The 17,359-nt window shown below is 50.0% G+C and carries 17 protein-coding genes; 9 read left to right on the top strand and 8 right to left on the bottom strand.

Annotated features, from left to right (window positions below; all coding sequences use genetic code 11):
- Positions 1 to 32 precede the first annotated feature (32 nt).
- From LY387_RS15820 to LY387_RS15785, 8 genes are read right to left on the bottom strand one after another with little or no spacing between them, the layout of a single operon-like run.
- Positions 33 to 1,001, bottom strand: coding sequence for a diguanylate phosphodiesterase (locus LY387_RS15820; protein WP_234494784.1), 969 nt, complete (start codon positions 999 to 1,001; stop codon positions 33 to 35).
- 40 nt (positions 1,002 to 1,041) lie between these two features.
- The gene (flhA, locus tag LY387_RS15815; RefSeq protein WP_234494782.1) at positions 1,042 to 3,135 is read right to left on the bottom strand and encodes a flagellar biosynthesis protein FlhA; all 2,094 of its coding nucleotides are present in this window, start codon (positions 3,133 to 3,135) and stop codon (positions 1,042 to 1,044) included.
- Between the two features lie 36 nt (positions 3,136 to 3,171).
- Positions 3,172 to 4,299: a flagellar biosynthesis protein FlhB gene (gene flhB, locus LY387_RS15810; RefSeq protein ID WP_234494780.1), complete on the bottom strand. Its 1,128-nt coding sequence runs from the start codon at positions 4,297 to 4,299 to the stop codon at positions 3,172 to 3,174.
- Positions 4,296 to 5,072: a flagellar biosynthetic protein FliR gene (gene fliR, locus LY387_RS15805; protein WP_234494778.1), complete on the bottom strand. Its 777-nt coding sequence runs from the start codon at positions 5,070 to 5,072 to the stop codon at positions 4,296 to 4,298. The genes flhB and fliR overlap by 4 nt, the downstream gene beginning before the upstream one ends.
- Entirely contained in the window at positions 5,072 to 5,341 is a 270-nt protein-coding gene (gene fliQ, locus LY387_RS15800) for a flagellar biosynthesis protein FliQ (RefSeq protein ID WP_234494777.1), read from the bottom strand. The genes fliR and fliQ overlap by 1 nt, the downstream gene beginning before the upstream one ends.
- 9 nt (positions 5,342 to 5,350) lie before the next feature.
- Positions 5,351 to 6,139 carry a flagellar type III secretion system pore protein FliP gene (gene fliP / locus LY387_RS15795; protein ID WP_419153415.1) on the bottom strand — a complete coding sequence of 263 codons (789 nt, stop codon included), beginning with the start codon at positions 6,137 to 6,139 and terminating at the stop codon, positions 5,351 to 5,353.
- 6 nt (positions 6,140 to 6,145) lie between these two features.
- On the bottom strand, positions 6,146 to 6,517 hold the full coding sequence (gene fliN / locus LY387_RS15790) for a flagellar motor switch protein FliN (protein WP_042477867.1): 372 nt from the start codon (positions 6,515 to 6,517) through the stop codon (positions 6,146 to 6,148).
- Positions 6,514 to 7,332, bottom strand: a complete 819-nt coding sequence (locus tag LY387_RS15785; protein ID WP_234494775.1) for a FliM/FliN family flagellar motor switch protein — start codon at positions 7,330 to 7,332, stop codon at positions 6,514 to 6,516. Before LY387_RS15785 ends, fliN begins: the two co-directional genes overlap by 4 nt.
- Before the next feature lie 567 nt (positions 7,333 to 7,899).
- Here LY387_RS15785 and LY387_RS15780 point away from each other — a divergent pair.
- From LY387_RS15780 to rmuC, 9 genes are all read left to right on the top strand, one after another.
- Positions 7,900 to 8,715 carry an OmpA family protein gene (locus LY387_RS15780; RefSeq protein ID WP_234494773.1) on the top strand — a complete coding sequence of 272 codons (816 nt, stop codon included), beginning with the start codon at positions 7,900 to 7,902 and terminating at the stop codon, positions 8,713 to 8,715.
- On the top strand, positions 8,716 to 10,059 hold the full coding sequence (locus LY387_RS15775) for a sigma-54-dependent transcriptional regulator (RefSeq protein WP_234494772.1): 1,344 nt from the start codon (positions 8,716 to 8,718) through the stop codon (positions 10,057 to 10,059).
- Positions 10,060 to 10,071: 12 nt separating this feature from the next.
- A complete protein-coding gene (gene fliE / locus LY387_RS15770; RefSeq protein ID WP_128648365.1) occupies positions 10,072 to 10,428 on the top strand; it encodes a flagellar hook-basal body complex protein FliE in 357 nt (118 codons plus the stop codon).
- A 3-nt stretch (positions 10,429 to 10,431) separates the two neighbouring features.
- The gene (gene fliF, locus LY387_RS15765; RefSeq protein WP_234494770.1) at positions 10,432 to 12,177 is read left to right on the top strand and encodes a flagellar basal-body MS-ring/collar protein FliF; all 1,746 of its coding nucleotides are present in this window, start codon (positions 10,432 to 10,434) and stop codon (positions 12,175 to 12,177) included.
- A complete protein-coding gene (locus LY387_RS15760; RefSeq protein ID WP_234494768.1) occupies positions 12,143 to 13,159 on the top strand; it encodes a flagellar motor switch protein FliG in 1,017 nt (338 codons plus the stop codon). The genes fliF and LY387_RS15760 overlap by 35 nt, the downstream gene beginning before the upstream one ends.
- A gap of 2 nt (positions 13,160 to 13,161) precedes the next feature.
- The gene (gene fliH, locus LY387_RS15755) at positions 13,162 to 13,911 is read left to right on the top strand and encodes a flagellar assembly protein FliH (RefSeq protein ID WP_234494766.1); all 750 of its coding nucleotides are present in this window, start codon (positions 13,162 to 13,164) and stop codon (positions 13,909 to 13,911) included.
- Positions 13,904 to 15,283, top strand: coding sequence for a flagellar protein export ATPase FliI (gene fliI / locus LY387_RS15750; protein ID WP_234494764.1), 1,380 nt, complete (start codon positions 13,904 to 13,906; stop codon positions 15,281 to 15,283). Before fliH ends, fliI begins: the two co-directional genes overlap by 8 nt.
- Before the next feature lie 49 nt (positions 15,284 to 15,332).
- Positions 15,333 to 15,764, top strand: coding sequence for a flagellar export protein FliJ (gene fliJ, locus LY387_RS15745; RefSeq protein WP_234494762.1), 432 nt, complete (start codon positions 15,333 to 15,335; stop codon positions 15,762 to 15,764).
- A 67-nt stretch (positions 15,765 to 15,831) separates the two neighbouring features.
- Positions 15,832 to 17,346 carry a DNA recombination protein RmuC gene (gene rmuC / locus LY387_RS15740; RefSeq protein ID WP_234494761.1) on the top strand — a complete coding sequence of 505 codons (1,515 nt, stop codon included), beginning with the start codon at positions 15,832 to 15,834 and terminating at the stop codon, positions 17,344 to 17,346.
- Positions 17,347 to 17,359 lie beyond the last annotated feature (13 nt).

Below are 17,359 nucleotides of genomic sequence, written 5' to 3'. Positions count from 1 at the left end.
CAAAGAAAATGGGGCTAATGCCCCATTTGTGCTTACGGATTCTCGTCAACCTGCTTGACGATGGCGGCGATGTCTTCGTCGACATATTCCGTTTTCGCGGACTGATACATGTTATCGATACTGGCATCGAGCAGCGCTTGCTGCTTGTCTCGCTCGGCTTGTTCTAAAGCGAGTTGTTGTTCCGCTAATGCTTGCTGCTCGGCGGCTTGTTCTTCTTTAGCGCGCTCGCGCTGTTTCTTACGCATCTCTGCTTTGGGATCTTCAAAGCCTTTAAAGTGCACTGGGATGGGCACATCGGTGACATAACCAAAGTAGTACTTAGCGCCGAGCATCTTATATTGCGATAAGGTGTTCTGACTGGTGACTCGACCGGCGATTAGCGTGGCTTTGCATCGCTTGATGTAGCGGATCACCGGAAGTAGGGTACGCTTTTCATCCTGACTATCCAGTGAATTAGATATTTTGATGATCTGCGGTGCAAAGGGCGTGAGGTAGTCGAGATTACTCACGGGAAGATGCACATCAAAGCATACGCTGTGGAATCGGTCTTCCAAGTGCTCAAGCAGCGCCTTACTTGCTGGGTTGGTTGCCTCGCCTTGGGTTAGGTGCAGGCTTGGGATCAACATCGACATCGGTCGCTTGTAGTGCTGAGCAAGCTGGTCGATGAAATGTTTTCCCTCTGGACGCAATAAGGTGCAAGCGTTCATCGAGAACACTAGATTATTGAGCAAGTCAGGGTGGAAGGTTTCCAGCTCAAATTGGGTTTGCCTGACCGCAAGATAGAGCGCAAACAAGTCTAGAGCCGCGCGCACGGTATCGGAAATGTCGAGCGCGAACACGCTGTGGTCCTTTTTCTCACCATAGCGCAGCGTGATGTATTGGTACTGAATCTCGTCGCTATTGCAGTGTCGAATCGGTTGGCAGGCATGACACACTTCGTCCGCTGCCATCAGTTGCGCGAGCTTTTCATCGTCTTCGGTGACCGCATTGTCCTCTATCATGCGCAGCACATAGAGAAACTGGGCCCTGTAGCTACTTAAATTATCCAAGGTTTCCTACCACGTTTATTTGTTTGCTTTCGGGGATTTCGTTGTATGACAGAACCGCCAACCCTTGCGAGAAGGTGCGGGCATAGCGCGCGATCAACGGTCTCAGCTGCGGCATCACCAAGAGAATCGGCGCAAGTCCTTGCTGCTTAAGCTGCTGTTGTATCAGCGGTAGGTTCTGTTGGAACTGACTCAAAATGTTTGGCTCAATTGGGAAGCTATCGAGTATCACATTGCCATTCGCTTGAGCTTGATGCAGCGATTGCATCAGCATCTGCTCTAGTTCGTCAGAGAGTGCGTAGACATTAAGTTCTTTGCGCTGCCCTGCCACCAAATTCACCAGAGTTCGGCGCAGCGCGCAGCGTACATCTGAGGCAAGCAGAATCGGCTCTTTGGTGTTTTCTGCCGATTCCAGCATAGTGTTGGCAATGGTGCGAATATCTTTCAGTGGTACCTGATCCAAAAGCAGTTGTCTGTACACCTTTAACTGCTGTGCAGGGTTTAAAGCTGCACCAAGTGCTTCTGCGAGTTTGGGCGCTTGTTGGGTCAAGCGCAGGTTCATGGCATCCACATCATCGTGGGTGAATAGCTCAGCAAGGTGGGTCTTCATCACTTTGCTGATGTGAGTCGCAATCACAGTGGCGTCATCGACCACTTGGTAGCCCATGTTCAGCGCCTTGGCTTTATCGTTGTGTTCAATCCAGACTGCAGGAAGATGGTAGGCAGGATCGCTCCCTAGAATACCGTCGACTTCACCGTAGGTTTCACCTACCGCGATGGCCATCAAGCGATCGGGTTCAATAAAGCCCTCTTCAATCACTTCTCCATTGAGCGACACCGTGTATTGGTTTGGTTTCAGACTCAGGTTGTCACGAATGCGTACCTCGGGCAGAAGAAATCCGACTTGCTCCGAGAGGTTTTTGCGAACCCCACGAATACGCTGCAAAACCGGAGCGCCTTGCTCTTTGTTGACTAGGTGGACCAAGCGGTAACCCAATGCCAATGATAGGCTTTGCACATGAGGAATATCATCCCATGACAGTGGCTGCTCATTGTCGTTTTGCATCGCGTTGGAGATGGCTTCCACTTCATCGAGCTGAGGGTCTTCGATGGGCTTTTTGGATTGTTTCCAACCCGCGAAGGCGAGCACTGCTGAGAAGGTAAAGAACGCCAAATGCGGCATGCCCGGAACGAGACCGATGATCAACATGATGCCAGCAACAGTAAACAGGGTCGCTGGTGTCGCTAACAGCTGCTTCTGCATAGTGTCAGCCATGTCGCTATCGCTGTCGTTAATGCGCGTCACGATGATCGCCGCGGCGGTCGCCAATAATAGCGATGGGATCTGAGCAACCAGACCGTCACCTATGGTCAGTAGAGCGTAGGTTTTAAAGGCTTCGGAAGCGGGTAGACCATGCTCAAACACACCGATGCTGATACCACCAATGATGTTGATGAAGAGGATCATTAAGCCTGCAATGGCGTCGCCACGGACAAACTTGGAGGCACCATCCATCGAGCCGTGGAAGTCCGCTTCGTTAGCAACCTCTTTACGTCGGGTTCGTGCCGCCTCTTGGTCGATAAGACCGGCGTTGAGATCCGCATCGATAGCCATTTGCTTGCCGGGTAGGGCATCGAGGGTAAAGCGGGCTGAGACCTCGGAAATACGCTCGCCACCTTTGGTGATCACCACGAAGTTAATGATCATCAAGATAACGAAAATCACCATACCCACGACATAGTTGCCGCCAATCACAACCTCACCGAAGGCTTGAATGACCTTACCGGCTGCATCACCGCCATTGTGACCCTCTAGCAGTACGATACGCGTCGAGGCAACGTTGAGCGTCAGGCGCATTAGAGTAGCGATGAGCAAGATGGTTGGGAACACCGAGAAATCGAGTGGACGCTTTGCCGTGGTACTGACCAATAACACCAAGATTGCCAGCACGATGTTAAAGGTAAACAAGGCATCAAGCAGCAAAGGTGGCAGTGGCAAAATCACCATCGCCAAAATCATCAGCAGCACGATCGGTATGCCAATGTATCCTTTTCCTGAGCGTCTAAGTTGAGTAAGACGATTCAACATATGTGTTCCTTCGTTGTTGCAAGTGTCCTAAGCCAATCAATGCTGCAAATGCTTAGGGATGGTAAATGTTGGCAGCGGCATGGGTTTATCCCCACTGCCACGTCGAAACGCTTTGAGCTGCATGACGTAAGTTAAAATGTGCGCGACCGCGATATAGAGCTGGCTCGGTACGGCTTGCTCGATGGCGGTGGTGTGGTAAATAGCACGAGTCAGTGGTGGTGAGTTGAGGACTTCCACATTGTTTTCTCGTGCAATGCGCTGAATGTGCATTGCGGTCTCATCTATGCCTTTGGCAACCACAAAGGGGGCCTCCGACAAACTGGTGTCGTACTTGAGTGCCACCGCATAATGGGTTGGGTTGGTGATAACCACGTCAGCTTTGGGAACAGCTTGGTCAATCTTGCGACGAGCAAACTGCTGCTGAATTTGGCGAATGCGCTGTTTGACCTCAGGTCGACCTTCGTTGTTTTTGTACTCTTCTTTAAGCTCTTGCTTGGTCATCTTGAGTTGTTTTAGGTGCTCCCAGCGCTGGTAGGGGATATCAATCACACCAAAGATAAGCAGCGCCACTCCCATTAGAAGCAGGCCTTCGAACAGTATGGTCATGACCATGGTAATACCCTGATTCAAGGTCAACTGCTGCATGCCTAACAGCTGTGAGAAGTTGCTGTCGAGATAGGTATAAAGTAGCGCAAAGATGACGGCGACCTTGAGTGACGACTTGATCAGCTCAACCAAGGAGCGTGTCGAGAACATGCGCTTGATGCCTGACAAGGGGTTAAGCTTGCTGAGCTTGGGTTGTATGTTAGCAGGGCGAAACATCCAGCCCCCTAATATCAAGCTGCTGCCAATCGACGCTATGATGATGACTGCAAACATTGGCAGTAAGAGCTCGATGATGATCGCGAGGCTTTGACCGAGTTGCTCCAGCATCTGTTGTGGATTTTCTAAGTCTTGGCGAGTGAGTGACATGTTGAAGTGGAACACTCCAGAGATGTGCTGCCAAATCCAGTGAAGTTGACTATAGAAAAACATCGCCACGATCAAAAACAGTACTGCCGTCGTGAACTCTTTTGCTCGCGGGATCTGACCTTCTTGCCTGGCCTTTTTAATTTTCTGGGGTGAGGCTTTCTCGGTTTTGTCCTGACTCGACTGTTCACTCATGCGCCGCCCACCATAAACTGGTTGAGGTGCGAGAGTGTCTCGTGCACCAACGCGGTGTAGCGACTAGGTATGCCGCTAACCGTAATCAAGATACTGAACAGACCGAGTAGCATGGTCATAGGAAAACCTAGTGCGTAAACGTTCAAGCTGGGTGCGGCGCGATTCATCACACCAAAGCTAATGTTGGCCAGCAGCATAGAGACGATGGCTGGCAGTGCTAATGCCAGTGCTGAGGCAAACATCCAACCAAACAGCGAGATGATGTTGTCCAGCGAGAGCACCGAAAGCCCAGAGCCCACAGGCCATACTACGAAGCTCTGCACCAAAATATCGATCACCAGCAGGTGACCCTCGAGTGCTAAGAACAGTAGGGTACACAACAGCAAGAAAATACGACCGAGTATGGCAACCGAGAGTCCATTCACTGGGTCATTCATGATGGCCATACCAAGACCCATTTGCAGCGAAACGATTTGCCCGAGCATGGTAAAGATATTAAAGAAAAAGTGCAGGATAAGGCCGAAGAAAAGCCCCCACATCGCTTGCTCGAAAGCCAGGAACAGAGAGGTCATGGAAAACAGGTCAACGGCAGGCATGGCTGGCATTAATGGTGCGGTAATGACCACGATAGATAGAGCGAGCAGTGCACGAACCCAGACGGGAATCAAAGCGTCACCGAAAAATGGCATGGCCAAAAAGGCGGCCCCAATCCTGAAAAAGGGCCACCATAATTGGCCTAACCATTGTGAAATCTCGGCGAACGTTATCTGCATCAACCAATCATCCCTGGAATGTTGTGGAACAAGTAGTCGAATAACTCCATGATTTTTCTAAGCATCCAGTGACCAGCAAAGATCACCATCAGCAGGGTCGCCAAAAGTTTGGGTAAGAAACTCAGTGTCTGCTCTTGGATTTGTGTCGCGGCTTGAAATACGGCAATGACCAAGCCGACTAGAAGGCCCGGCACCACGAGTACCATAACGATATTGATGATCAGCCAGACGGCATTGGAGAACAGCGCCACTGTCATTTCAGGGGTCATCGCGTCTCCTTATCCAGTACTAAAACTGGCTGAAAGCGTGCCAACGGTCATCGCCCAACCATCGACTAACACAAAGACGACCAATTTAAACGGCAGCGAGACGATCAGTGGCGATAGCATCATCATACCCATAGCCATCAACACGCTTGCTACTACCAGGTCGATGATCAGAAACGGGATAAACAGCATGAAGCCGATCTGAAACGCGGTCTTAAGTTCACTGATGACAAACGCTGGAAGCACGATGGCAAATGAGATGTCGTCGACGTTGGAGTCAACCGGCTCGTTGGCGATCCTCAGCATTTGCTCAAGGGAGTTTTGCTGCGTTTGTGCCAACATAAAGTTTCTCACCGGCTTTTCTGCGGTTGAGAAGGCTTGCATCAAGGTGATCTCACCTTGGTCGTAAGGCAGGAATGCATTCTCATAGACGTCGCTCCAGACGGGACGCATGATAAGAATGCTTAAACACAAGGCGATACCAATCAGCACTCGGTTAGGTGGGCTTTGCTGCAGACCCAGTGCCTGACGTAGAATCGCCAACACGACGATAATGCGCGTAAAGCTGGTGGCCATCAGCAAGAAGGCGGGTAAAAAGCTTAACGCTGTCATCAGTAGCAAGATTTGCAGCTTGACGCTGTACTCCTGCTCTGACTGCCCATCATTGACGGTAAGAAACGTTAATCCGTTGTCTGCCCACGCCATTTGGCTACCAAGCAAAAGCACCAGAGATATGATGACTAACGTACCACAACTCAATGTTTTTGGGAGCCATCTTTGCAGTGTGCTTGAAGCCAACATAATGGATTACTGTCCCATAGACGTGAGAGCGGATTCCACGACGTCGATTAAGCGAAGTCCGTACTTATCGTTGACCACGACAACTTCAGCATGTCCCATGAGAGAGCCGTTCACTTTGACATCCAATGGCTCGCCGTTGAGCTTATCTAACTCAATGATGCTGCCTTCACCTGCGGTCATTAAGTCACCTAGGGCAATTTCTTTGCTGGCGACTTCCAGTGTCACGGTAACCGGTATGTTTTTGAAAAAATCCAGATTGCGTGTTGCCGTCGCTGTTGTGGCAGCCGCAGGTACGTCCGCATCGAAGTCTTCTAGCTCAAAATCATCGAACTGTAAGTCGTTGCTGTCGAAAGCCGTCTGATCTTGCGAGTCGCTCATCGGTGGTTTTCCTTATCTTCGTTTAAAATCAATACCAATTGGCCGTCTTGCTCGGCCACACGACCCGTAAACAGTGTTTGCTTACCGATTTTTACTGGGGCATGGTTAAGTAATTCGATAGGTAGGATGTCATCTGGCTTGAGTGTTAACACCTGAGTGAGTGGCATAACATTCTTGCTGAGCTGAACATCGAGTTTGACTGGTGTGGTGCGTAGTGCTTGGCAAAACTCACCAGCAAGCTCTGGGTTGGCGGTTAGCTCTAGTTCGCTAACTAAGGTTTGAATCAGTTCACTGTCGAGGACGATAGAAAGTGGTGCCACTTTGTCGTGCATTTGAACGGTTAGGGTTGCGATGATCCCCACGCCTGATAATGCATCCATCTCCTGGGGTTGCCATGCATCCTCGGGTGCTATCCAGCCTGCGATATGTTTGGTGATTCGCTGCAGTAAGCGGATATCACTATTGGTTAGTTCAGTTTGACTGCGCTCAACCCCTGCGCCGTAAAATTCGTCAGACAGTCGCATCAACATCACGGGTTCGATGCTTACGTAAAGAGCCCCCTTGTCGTTGTGCTTTTGCGCTGCGCTGTTGCGGCTATCCAGCACGTTGCTTCCCAGTGTTTCCAGTTGTATATCGGTCAGTTCGACATGAACGGAGGGGGTTTTGAGCCACGCCTGTAATTCCGTTGATAAATATTGCTGGGAGCTATTAATAATCGATTCAAGCTTATTTTTGATGATATGAATCGGCTTGCCTAATAATTCAACATTTAGCACTTGAACAGATTCTCGTTTACTCAAAGTTTGTTCACTCATACCTATCTCATAGCCTGCGACTGTTCTGCTGGATGTTAAGCAGAATTAATTGGTTAACATTGTTATTTTTCGTCAGTCTACTCTGGTTTTTTTAGTTGTTTTTAGCTCTTGAACGTAAATTTGTGAACTTGGTTCATATGTTTGTTTTCACTTAATAAACCATCTTTAAATATAAAATAAATGCAGGTAGCTTAATTCAATAATTATTATATCCGGGCGAATATATCGTCTGGCAAATAGCCGATATATCTAGTTGGCTAGCAACATCAGAATGAGTGATTTACCTAAATTTATGTTTTATAAGCACTATGTTTGGCAGTTTTTTGACTAGTGCTCATGTGAAACTAGGTTTACATATGTCAGTAACAAGAGCTTTCATTGGATGGCAATATGAATTCTGCGTCAGTTAAAAATCGAACTTACTTATTATTGGCTAGTTTAAGTAGGTCAGAAGAATGTAAAATACAGTCTGCAATTACGTTTGTTAATAAACTGTTTCCAATATTGGTTTTTATTGCCTTTATTTTTGGGACTAAAGTCTCATTTGGTAATGAAGTTAATATCCCTATGGATTTAGTTAATTGGCAGGCAAAGCAAGGTGAATTTGAGTGTCGTCTTGAACATAATTTGCCAAATAACATGGGGAAGTTTTACTTCCACGCGGAACCAAATAATCCGCTTTCCGCCGTTCTATATTTACCCAACCAACCTATTCAACATGCGCAGCTGTTTCAATTAACGGCACCATGGCATTCTCCTGCGCAGCACAGCGTCGTCGATGAAGCGGCTAAAACCACCAAAGGCTACGCCATTTTTGATGTCGGCATTGAATCATTGCTTGCAGCCGTGACCAAAGGTGCCTGGGTAAGAGTCAGTGCCATGTCTGATGAGCACACGCACAGTGACGCCTATGTTTTGCCTTCTACACGAATTGAATCGGCTTTTGTCTCGTTTAATGCCTGTCGTGTCGCCTTACCTGAAATGAACTACCAACAAGCACGCGATGTGGTACTGAACTTTGAGTTTGGTCAGCGCGTGGTCTCCGGCGATCAGAGGCGCACCTTGGCTTCCTTGGTGAGCTATATCAACGCAGATCAAGCGGTATCTCGAGTGTTAATTGATGGCCATACCGACAACGTAGGTTCAACCACAAGCAACCTGCAGATGTCGCGAGTTCGAGCAGATGATGTTGCCAGTACCTTGATTGAGTTAGGCGCACCAAAATCTTTGGTTGAGGTGCGTGCCCATGGCGCTCGTTACCCAGTGAGCAGCAATGAAACCGAATTTGGTCAAGCGAAAAACCGTCGTGTCACCGTGAGAGTGGTGAGACACACATCTTCAAATTCAGCGTCTTCAACGGATACGAAGACAGAGGTGCAATAAATGCCAACTCAGCTTAAGCATAAGGACATTCTCTTCGTTGAACCGTGTGAGAATAATGCGAACCCCATCATCGACCTGCTCACAGCGCAAGGTTTCCAGGTCACCCACGTAAAAACAGGTCGAGCTGCGTTACTGCACGACAAGTCGGCAATCAGCTTAATTAGCTCGGCACTCCCTGACATGAGCGTGCGTGAATGGATTGCTTGTCACCAACGTAAATCGAATCCGGGCGTGGCTATCGCGATTGTCGAGCAAGACCAAGGTGTACTTGCTGCCGAAGCCATGAAGGCGGGTGCGACCGATTACCTATTGCGTCCCTTTGAAGCGACGCAGCTTATCAATCTTATTCAACGTGTCGAAGCGCTTGAGAAGCCAATGGCGAACATCGTGGCTGAGTCTTGGCGCAGCAAACAGGTTCTGCAATTGGCGCATCGAGCCGCATGCACCAGTGCAAGTGTATTGATCACTGGGGAGTCGGGTACGGGTAAAGAAGTGTTGGCGCGCTACGTACACGACCAATCCCCACGTGGCTCACAGCCGTTTGTTGCCGTGAACTGTGCAGCGATTCCAGAATCCATGCTTGAAGCTGTGCTGTTTGGTCATGTGAAAGGCGCGTTTACGGGCGCGACGGGATCTCAGTCAGGTAAGTTTGAAGAGGCGAATGGCGGCACGATTTTGCTTGATGAGATTGGTGAGATGTCGCCAGCGGTCCAAGCTAAGCTATTGCGAGTACTGCAAGAGCGCGAAGTTGAGCGAGTAGGAAGTCACAAGGCGATCGCTCTAGATATTCGTGTGATCGCTGCGACCAACAAAGATCTGCGCGAAGAAGTTCGCAAAGGCACATTCCGTGAAGATCTCTACTACCGCCTCGATGTGTTGCCGCTGCACTGGCCGCCACTGCGCGATCGTAAAGATGACATCCTGCCAATCAGCCAATTCTTTATCAACAAATACAAAGAGCACAGCAACTGTCATCTCTCTGCCGATGCAGAGCAGGCGCTGTGTCATTACCACTGGCCCGGCAATATTCGTGAGCTTGAGAACGTTATTCAGCGCGCGCTTGTAATGCGCCATGGCGACTATATTACCGCGCAAGACCTGATGCTTCCTGTTGAGCTTCCTACCACTCACGTTGTGACACACAGAGCACAAGGAATGGGGCATGTTGAGGTGAAAAAACAGGCGGAGTTCCAATTTATTCTCGAGAAACTGCGCCAGTTTGGCGGTAACCGAACAAAAACGGCGGATGCCCTAGGGGTAACCACACGCGCACTACGCTACAAGTTGGCCGCAATGCGTGAGCAAGGAATTGATCTACAGTCAGCCATCGGCTCGGCTGCATAAAGGAGAATTTAGATGGCGATGCAACCAATCAATAATGCGGTATCAGCAGAGCAATTGATGCTCACCAAAATGCAAAACATGCAGCAGCAGGTACAACCTGACTTCTTAGTGGCGAACAACCCGATGGATGTGAATAAGGTGAACCCTCCAATGGCGTTTTCTGGGGCGATGAAAAACGTGCTCGACATGGTTAACCAGCATCAATCTACAGCATCACAAAAAATGACTGCGGTAGAAACGGGTCAAAGTGATGACTTGGTCGGTGCCATGATTGCCAGTCAGAAAGCCAGCTTGTCGTTCTCGGCGCTGATGCAGGTGCGTAACAAGGTTGTTGCGTCGTTTGAAGATGTAATGAAGATGCCGGTGTAAAACATGTCAGAATTAGCACCTCAAACAGCGGCGACCCCAGGTCCCATTGATGTCGCACCTAAGTCGACACCTAATAACATGAACGATGTTCAGGCGAAGCTTAAACAGCTTTGGTCTAGCTCACAGCGCAACTTAGTCTTGTCTGCAGTTCTAGCGGCGATTGTGGCGGCCATCATAGTGGTCGCGCTTTGGAGTTCTTCGCAAAGCTATCGCCCTCTCTACAGTCAGCAAGAGCGCTTTGACATCGGTGAAATTGTGTCTGTGTTGGAGTCAGAAGGCATTGCCTACCGCCTGCAAGAGCAGAACGGTCAAGTACTGGTGGCAGAGGGTCAAGTTGCCAAAATTCGTATGCTTCTGGCGGCGAAAGGCGTTAAAGCACAATTGCCAACGGGTCTGGACTCATTAAAAGAAGACAGCTCACTCGGCACCAGCCAATTTATGGAAAATGCGCGCTATCGACATGGTCTAGAGGGTGAGTTGGTTCGCACCATCATCTCTTTGAATGCGATTTCAAATGCTCGAGTCCACCTTGCGATTCCAAGACAAACCTTGTTTGTGCGCCAGCAGGGAGAAGACCCTTCCGCTTCGGTAATGATTGAACTCAAACCTGGCGAAGACCTTAAGCCAGATCAGGTAGAAGCGATCATCAACTTGGTTGTCGGCAGTGTCACTGGCATGAAGTCAGAGTTCGTTTCCGTGATAGACCAATATGGGCGTCTACTGAGTGCTGATGTGGCCTCTGCAGCAACAGGCAAAGTGAATGCCAAATATCTGGAATATCAAAAGAATGTAGAGAAGCAGATCATCCAGCGTGCAGCCGACATGCTGACGCCGATTGTGGGTCCAAGTAACTTCCGAGTGCAAGTTGCCGCCGACATGGACTTTAGTCAGGTGGAAGAAACGCAAGAGATCCTCGACTCCAATCCTGTGGTTCGTAATGAGCACAGCATTCAAAACAACACCGTCGATAAGATTGCGCTTGGTATCCCAGGTTCATTGAGCAACCAGCCACCGGTTACCGGTGAAGTGCCAACCAACGACAGCCAAAACACCAATGCACGCAGTGAGCTTAATCGTCAGTATGCTGTTGGCAGCAGTATTCGCCGTACTCAGTATCAGCAGGGACAAATCGACAAGCTAAGTGTCTCGGTGCTACTTAATGAGACCGCAGCACCTAATGGCACGGCGTGGACACCAGAAGAGCGCGCGCAGATCTCAACGATGATCACCGATGCTGTGGGTATCTCAGCGGCGCGCGGCGATAGCCTCAGTCTAATGAGCTTTAACTTCACGCCAATCGAGATTGAAGCGCCACCGGCGATGCCTTGGTGGCAAGACCCGACGGTTCAGCAGCCGCTACGCTACATCATAGGTGGCATGCTAGGTATGGCGATGATCTTCTTCGTACTACGCCCACTTATCATGCACTTAACTGGCGCTGACCAGCGTGGTCAAGAGCTAGAGTTTGCAGACCCTCAAGAAGAAGAGTACCAAGAAAACATTCAAACCCGTGAAGAGCGTGAGCGCGAAGAGCGCCTAAACCGCAAACTGACCGAGCGTGGTATCGAGTCGACATCGTCGGGTCTGGATGCGAGCAGCGACATGTTGCCACCACCAGGTTCGCCGCTAGAACTGCAATTGAAACATCTACAGCTTATTGCGACCGAAGAGCCAGAGCGCGTCGCGGAAGTCCTTAAACAATGGGTAAACGTCAATGAAAACAGCACAGTCAACGCCAGCAACGCTTAGTCACGTCGAACGCACGGCATTGGTGTTACTCGGTATGGGTGAGGACGCCGCTGCGCAAGTGTTACGCCACTTCTCTCGTGATGAGACTCAACGCGTCACTAAAGCAATGGCCAAGCTTAGCGGCATCAAAAGTGATAACGCGAAGAATGTTATTCAACACTTCTTTGAGGATTTTAGACAGCACAGTGGTATCCGCGGAGCCTCGAAAGAGTACTTGTCGAATACGCTTCGCAAAGCTTTGGGCAACGATCTTGCGAAAGGGCTGTTGAACAACCTGTATGGTGATGAGATTCGCAACAACATGCAGAGGCTGCAATGGGTAGAAGCTGAAGTGCTAGCCCGATTTGTCGCCAGTGAGCATCCTCAGATGCAGGCAATTTTCTTGGCCTATTTGCCACCAGAAACCTCGTCAGAAGTACTCAATCATCTGCCGTCGGATTATCACGATGAGCTTTTATATCGGATCGCGACGTTGCAAGACATTGATCATCAAGTCGTGGGCGATTTGAACGAATTGATTGAGCGCTGCATTGAGCAAGTATCGGTGAGTCAAAGTGCACCTATGTCAGGGGTGAAGCAGGTTGCCGATATCATCAACCGCTTCTCTGGTGACCGAGCTATGTTGATGGAAATGCTGAAGTTGCACGATGAAAACGTGGTCAGCGAGATTGAAGAGAACATGTTTGACTTTATGGTGCTTGGTAGACAGCGCGAAGACACCATGGACGCCTTGGTACAGCAGGTGCCTGTCGAGCTTTGGTCTGTGGCTCTTAAAGGCGCAGAGATCACCTTGCAGCAAGCCATTAAGGCGTCGATGCCGCAGCGTATGGTGAAAGCGCTAGAAGATGATATGCAGCTTCGCGGCGCGGTGCCATTGAGTACGGTCGAACGTGCACGTAATGAAATCATGCAGATTATCAAAGAGATGTCGGAAGCGGGTGAGATTGAGCTCACGCTATACCAAGAGCAAACGGTGGAGTAGTCATGACGCGCACTAAGATATTTTCCTTACCTGCGACTGGTTATCGCCAGCACCGCTTTCCTCCGGTAGCGCAGCCTTCTGCGAGTGATGAACTGGCCGCAGACCTCAATTGGGATGATGCGCCAACACAAATGGATATCCAAGAGCGCTTAGAAGAAGGGTTTCAACAAGGATTGGAGCGTGGTCACCGCGAAGGCTTTAATCAGGGGGTTGAACAGGGCAAACAACAGGGCATTGCTGAGGGCCAAAAAGAGGGCTTTCAACAAGGTTTTGTTTCGGGTGAACAAACGGGTAAGCAGACGTTTGTCGATGCAGTTAAACCTGTCAACGATATCTATGTGGCATTGTCGCGGTGGCAAGAGGAAAAAGAGCAGCAACAGCGTCATATGATCTGTGAGTTAGTGCAGAAAGTGGCGCAACAAGTGATTCGAGCTGAGCTGACTCTGATGCCGCAACAAATTCTCACGCTGGTGGATGAAACGTTAGAAGCCATGCCGGGTAAAACGGAAAAGGTCACCGTGTTCCTAAACCCTCAGGACCTTGAGCGCATCACGCATATTAACCCAGAGCTTGCCGCGGGCTGGAAGCTGATGGCGAAAGCCGATTTGCCTGTGGGTGGCTGTCAGCTTGTGACTGAAGACGCCGAAGCAGACGCAAGCTGCGACTCTCGATTGGAGTCGTGCATGGACGCCGTTAAAGAGCACTTGCTCGATGAAGTGATTGCTAACGAATCCGAGGAACGCAATGTCTAATGTGTCGCCGCTGCTCAAAGATCGGGTGCTCAAAGATAGGTTGCTTAAAGATCGACTGTTTGATGCGATAGCATCACTTGATACCGTGCCCGTGGCGCGAGTGACGGGACGTTTGGTCAAGGTGAATGGCTTAATGCTACAAGCGGTCGGTTGCCGATTTAAGCTTGAGCAGCGTTGCTTAGTAGAGACCGACGAAGGCGACATGATTGAGGCTCAGGTAGTCGGCTTTGATCATAACATAGCCTACCTAATGCCAGTTCGGCGTCTTGGTGGTTTGTTTGCAGGTGCCAAGGTAGTGCCGCTGGATGGCGACAGCTCAGTGAACCTTGGTAATCACTGGCTGGGTCGTGTGGTTAACGGGCTAGGTGAAGCTCTGGATGATGGACCTAGGTTAAAAGGCGGCGAGCGTGTCTCGCTAGAGCCTAAATCGATTAACCCTTTAAAAAGACGCCCAGTGGACACACCGCTTGATGTGGGGGTGCGCGCAATCAATGGTTTACTTACCGTGGGCAAAGGGCAGCGCATCGGATTAATGGCAGGCAGTGGTGTAGGTAAAAGTGTACTCATGGGCATGATCACCCAAAACACCGAAGCCGATGTCATCGTGGTCGGTTTGATTGGCGAGCGCGGTCGAGAAGTTCGAGAGTTTATCGAGCGCAATCTGACCGAAGAGATGCGCCGCAAGGCAATCATTATCGCGGCGCCTGCCGATGAGTCACCACTGATGAGACTGCGTGCCACACTGCTGTGTCATCGTGTCGCCGAGTATTTTCGCGACAAGGGTAACGATGTACTGCTGCTGATGGATTCACTCACTCGCTATGCGATGGCGCAGCGTGAGATTGCGTTGGCTTTAGGTGAGCCACCTGCCTCAAGGGGTTATCCGCCTTCCGTGTTTAGTGTGTTGCCGCAGCTTTTGGAGCGTGCCGGTAACAGTGAACATCCAGATGGCAGTCTTACCGCTATCTACACCGTGTTAGCAGAAGGGGATGACCAACAAGACCCTGTGGTGGATTCGGCGCGGGCGATCTTGGATGGGCATGTGGTGCTGTCTCGTCAATTGGCAGAGCAAGGGCACTATCCTGCCATTGATATCAATGCTTCTATCAGTCGCTGTATGTCTGGCTGCACGCCAGAGGCGCACTCCACGATCGCAAATCAATTTAGACAGCTTTATTCGAGCTACCTTCAGGTTAAAGAACTTCTACCGCTAGGTGGCTACCAGCCGGGACAAGACCCTGAGTTAGACCGAGCGGTTGCCATGCATCCGCAGCTTAAAGGGTATTTGTTGCAAGGCGCGAATGAGGCGGTGAACTTAACCAGCAGTTTAACCGAGCTTGCTCAGCTGTTTCAGGCTCAGCAAGCGCAATAAACGATGACGTGATGCGCAAATCGTACGTCGCGAATAAGGAAGCAGTGCAATGGAAAGCAAGATCCGCGCAGTCGGCAAGATGACCCAAGTCGAGGAGCTAAGGCGCGATCAGATCGGCGCTCAGCTCGAATCCATGCGCCATCAGAGTGAGCATCTCTGTGCTCAGTTGGAAGCACTTTCAGAGCTGAAATCTCGCAACTATCAAGGGGCAACGAAAACCTGCAGTGTGGGGCTGATGAACCTTAACTTGGCGGATCAGATGCTACAAAAGATGTTGGTGCACCATCAGCAAGAGCAAGCCGTGATGGAGGCTCAGTGTCAGTCGGTACAAAAGCAGCTACAGCAAAAAGCGGCTCGCGTTCAAGGGCTTGAGCAGGTATTAGAGCGCTGGAACAAAAAGCAGAGCTATGAAAAAGCAAAGCGCGAACAAAAGCTAATAGAGGACATCATCAACGCCCGCCTCAAGCGCCGCTCCCTGTAAATATCTGGACATTTATCCAGTATAAATTACCATTAGCTTAATAACTAAGGCTGATGGCAAGTAAACAATGCAATGGATTATTGATAATCAAACCCTCCTACTTTCAATCACTTCACTTAGCACTGTGGTTGGCTTTTCTGCCGCTGCGGTGTTGCATTTTAAATCTCGTCAAATAGAAGCCTTAGCGGAACACAAAGCACAGCTCGAGACGACGGCACTAGAGCAGCAAATCGCGCGCATGCAGCAAGAGTTATCTGATGCCAAACAAGAACTCGATGAGCTGGATGATGAGCGTGACAAGTCGGCATTTGAGCTCAAGCAAGCGCACGGCAAGGTGATGGCAGCAATGGAAAAGCTGCGCTATTTCGAGGCTGTGAAGCAAGAGCGTCAGCAGTACGCTACCGAGCTTGAGCAGGTTAAGCAGCAGCGTGCGCAATCTGAGGCGCAGTTACGCGAGCAGCTCGCCACGTATCAGCAACAACAGCGCTCGGATCAAGAGAAGCTAGAGCTGCTGCAGCAATCTGAGTTACGCCTTAAAGAGCAGTTTGAGCGCCTTGCTCATCAAGTGTTTGAAGCGAAAACCGCCAAAGTTGATGCGCAAAACCGTCAAAGCCTCGAGGGGATTCTATCCCCACTCAAAGAGCAGCTTGAGGGCTTTAAAAAGCAGGTCAACGATAGTTTTAGTCAAGAGGCAAAAGAGCGACATACGCTGGTGCATGAGCTAAAAAACCTCCAGCGTCTTAATGATCAGATGACTAAAGAAGCGATGAACCTGACGCAAGCTCTGAAGGGCGACAACAAACAACAAGGCAACTGGGGTGAGGTGGTCTTGGCGCGCGTATTGGCAGAGTCGGGGCTTCGCGAAGGACACGAGTATCAAACGCAGGTGAGTCTGCAAAACGAAGCGGGTAAGCGTTATCAGCCCGATGTGATCGTTCATTTACCACAAGATAAGCAGGTGGTGATCGATTCGAAGATGGTGTTGGTTGCCTACGAGCGCTATTTCAATGCTGAAACCGATGCCGAACGCGATCGAGCGCTGAGTGATCACTTATTGGCGCTTCGTAACCATATTCGTGGGCTGTCGCAAAAAGATTACCACCAACTTAAGGGTATTCGCTCCCTCGATTACGTCTTGATGTTCATCCCCGTTGAGCCCGCATTCCAAGTGGCGATTCAAGCTGACCCGAGTTTGGTGAAAGAGGCAATGGAGAGCAACATTATTTTGGTTAGCCCAACCACACTGCTGGTGGCGCTGCGTACCATCGACAACCTTTGGCGCAACGATAGACAAAACCAAAATGCTCAGGTGATCGCAGACAAAGCCAGCAAGCTCTACGACAAGCTGCGCCTCTTCGTGGATGACATGGAAGGTTTGGGCGGCGCATTGGATAAAGCCAACCAAAGTTACCAAGGGGCGATGAACAAGTTAGCGACGGGTCGCGGTAATGCGATTCGTCAGGCGGAAAGCTTTAAACAGCTTGGGGTTGAGGTGAAACGCTCGATTTCTCCCTCGCTCACAGAAATTGCACAAAATGATGCTTTGGTGGAAAGACAACCAGACATGGATAAAGTAAACTGACCGTCTGCGGCGA

It is taken from the genome of Vibrio maritimus, assembly GCF_021441885.1.
GTDB classification, from domain to species: Bacteria; Pseudomonadota; Gammaproteobacteria; order Enterobacterales; family Vibrionaceae; genus Vibrio; species Vibrio maritimus_B.
Note: the sequence above shows the minus strand (reverse complement) of the source record. Positions and strands in the feature narration are given on the sequence as shown.

Excerpts from the sequence above, each read along its gene's own strand:
- LY387_RS15820 (WP_234494784.1), bottom strand. The coding sequence starts at position 1,001 with ATGATAGAGGACAATGCGGTCACCGAAGACGATGAAAAGCTCGCGCAA.
- fliF (WP_234494770.1), top strand. The coding sequence starts at position 10,432 with ATGTCAGAATTAGCACCTCAAACAGCGGCGACCCCAGGTCCCATTGAT.
- fliR (WP_234494778.1), bottom strand. The coding sequence starts at position 5,072 with ATGCAGATAACGTTCGCCGAGATTTCACAATGGTTAGGCCAATTATGG.
- fliE (WP_128648365.1), top strand. The coding sequence starts at position 10,072 with ATGGCGATGCAACCAATCAATAATGCGGTATCAGCAGAGCAATTGATG.
- fliH (WP_234494766.1), top strand. The coding sequence starts at position 13,162 with ATGACGCGCACTAAGATATTTTCCTTACCTGCGACTGGTTATCGCCAG.
- flhB (WP_234494780.1), bottom strand. The coding sequence starts at position 4,299 with ATGAGTGAACAGTCGAGTCAGGACAAAACCGAGAAAGCCTCACCCCAG.
- fliJ (WP_234494762.1), top strand. The coding sequence starts at position 15,333 with ATGGAAAGCAAGATCCGCGCAGTCGGCAAGATGACCCAAGTCGAGGAG.
- fliI (WP_234494764.1), top strand. The coding sequence starts at position 13,904 with ATGTCTAATGTGTCGCCGCTGCTCAAAGATCGGGTGCTCAAAGATAGG.
- LY387_RS15775 (WP_234494772.1), top strand. The coding sequence starts at position 8,716 with ATGCCAACTCAGCTTAAGCATAAGGACATTCTCTTCGTTGAACCGTGT.
- LY387_RS15760 (WP_234494768.1), top strand. The coding sequence starts at position 12,143 with ATGAAAACAGCACAGTCAACGCCAGCAACGCTTAGTCACGTCGAACGC.
- fliN (WP_042477867.1), bottom strand. The coding sequence starts at position 6,517 with ATGAGCGACTCGCAAGATCAGACGGCTTTCGACAGCAACGACTTACAG.
- LY387_RS15785 (WP_234494775.1), bottom strand. The coding sequence starts at position 7,332 with ATGAGTGAACAAACTTTGAGTAAACGAGAATCTGTTCAAGTGCTAAAT.
- LY387_RS15780 (WP_234494773.1), top strand. The coding sequence starts at position 7,900 with ATGGATTTAGTTAATTGGCAGGCAAAGCAAGGTGAATTTGAGTGTCGT.
- rmuC (WP_234494761.1), top strand. The coding sequence starts at position 15,832 with ATGCAATGGATTATTGATAATCAAACCCTCCTACTTTCAATCACTTCA.
- fliQ (WP_234494777.1), bottom strand. The coding sequence starts at position 5,341 with ATGACCCCTGAAATGACAGTGGCGCTGTTCTCCAATGCCGTCTGGCTG.
- flhA (WP_234494782.1), bottom strand. The coding sequence starts at position 3,135 with ATGTTGAATCGTCTTACTCAACTTAGACGCTCAGGAAAAGGATACATT.
- fliP (WP_419153415.1), bottom strand. The coding sequence starts at position 6,139 with ATGTTGGCTTCAAGCACACTGCAAAGATGGCTCCCAAAAACATTGAGT.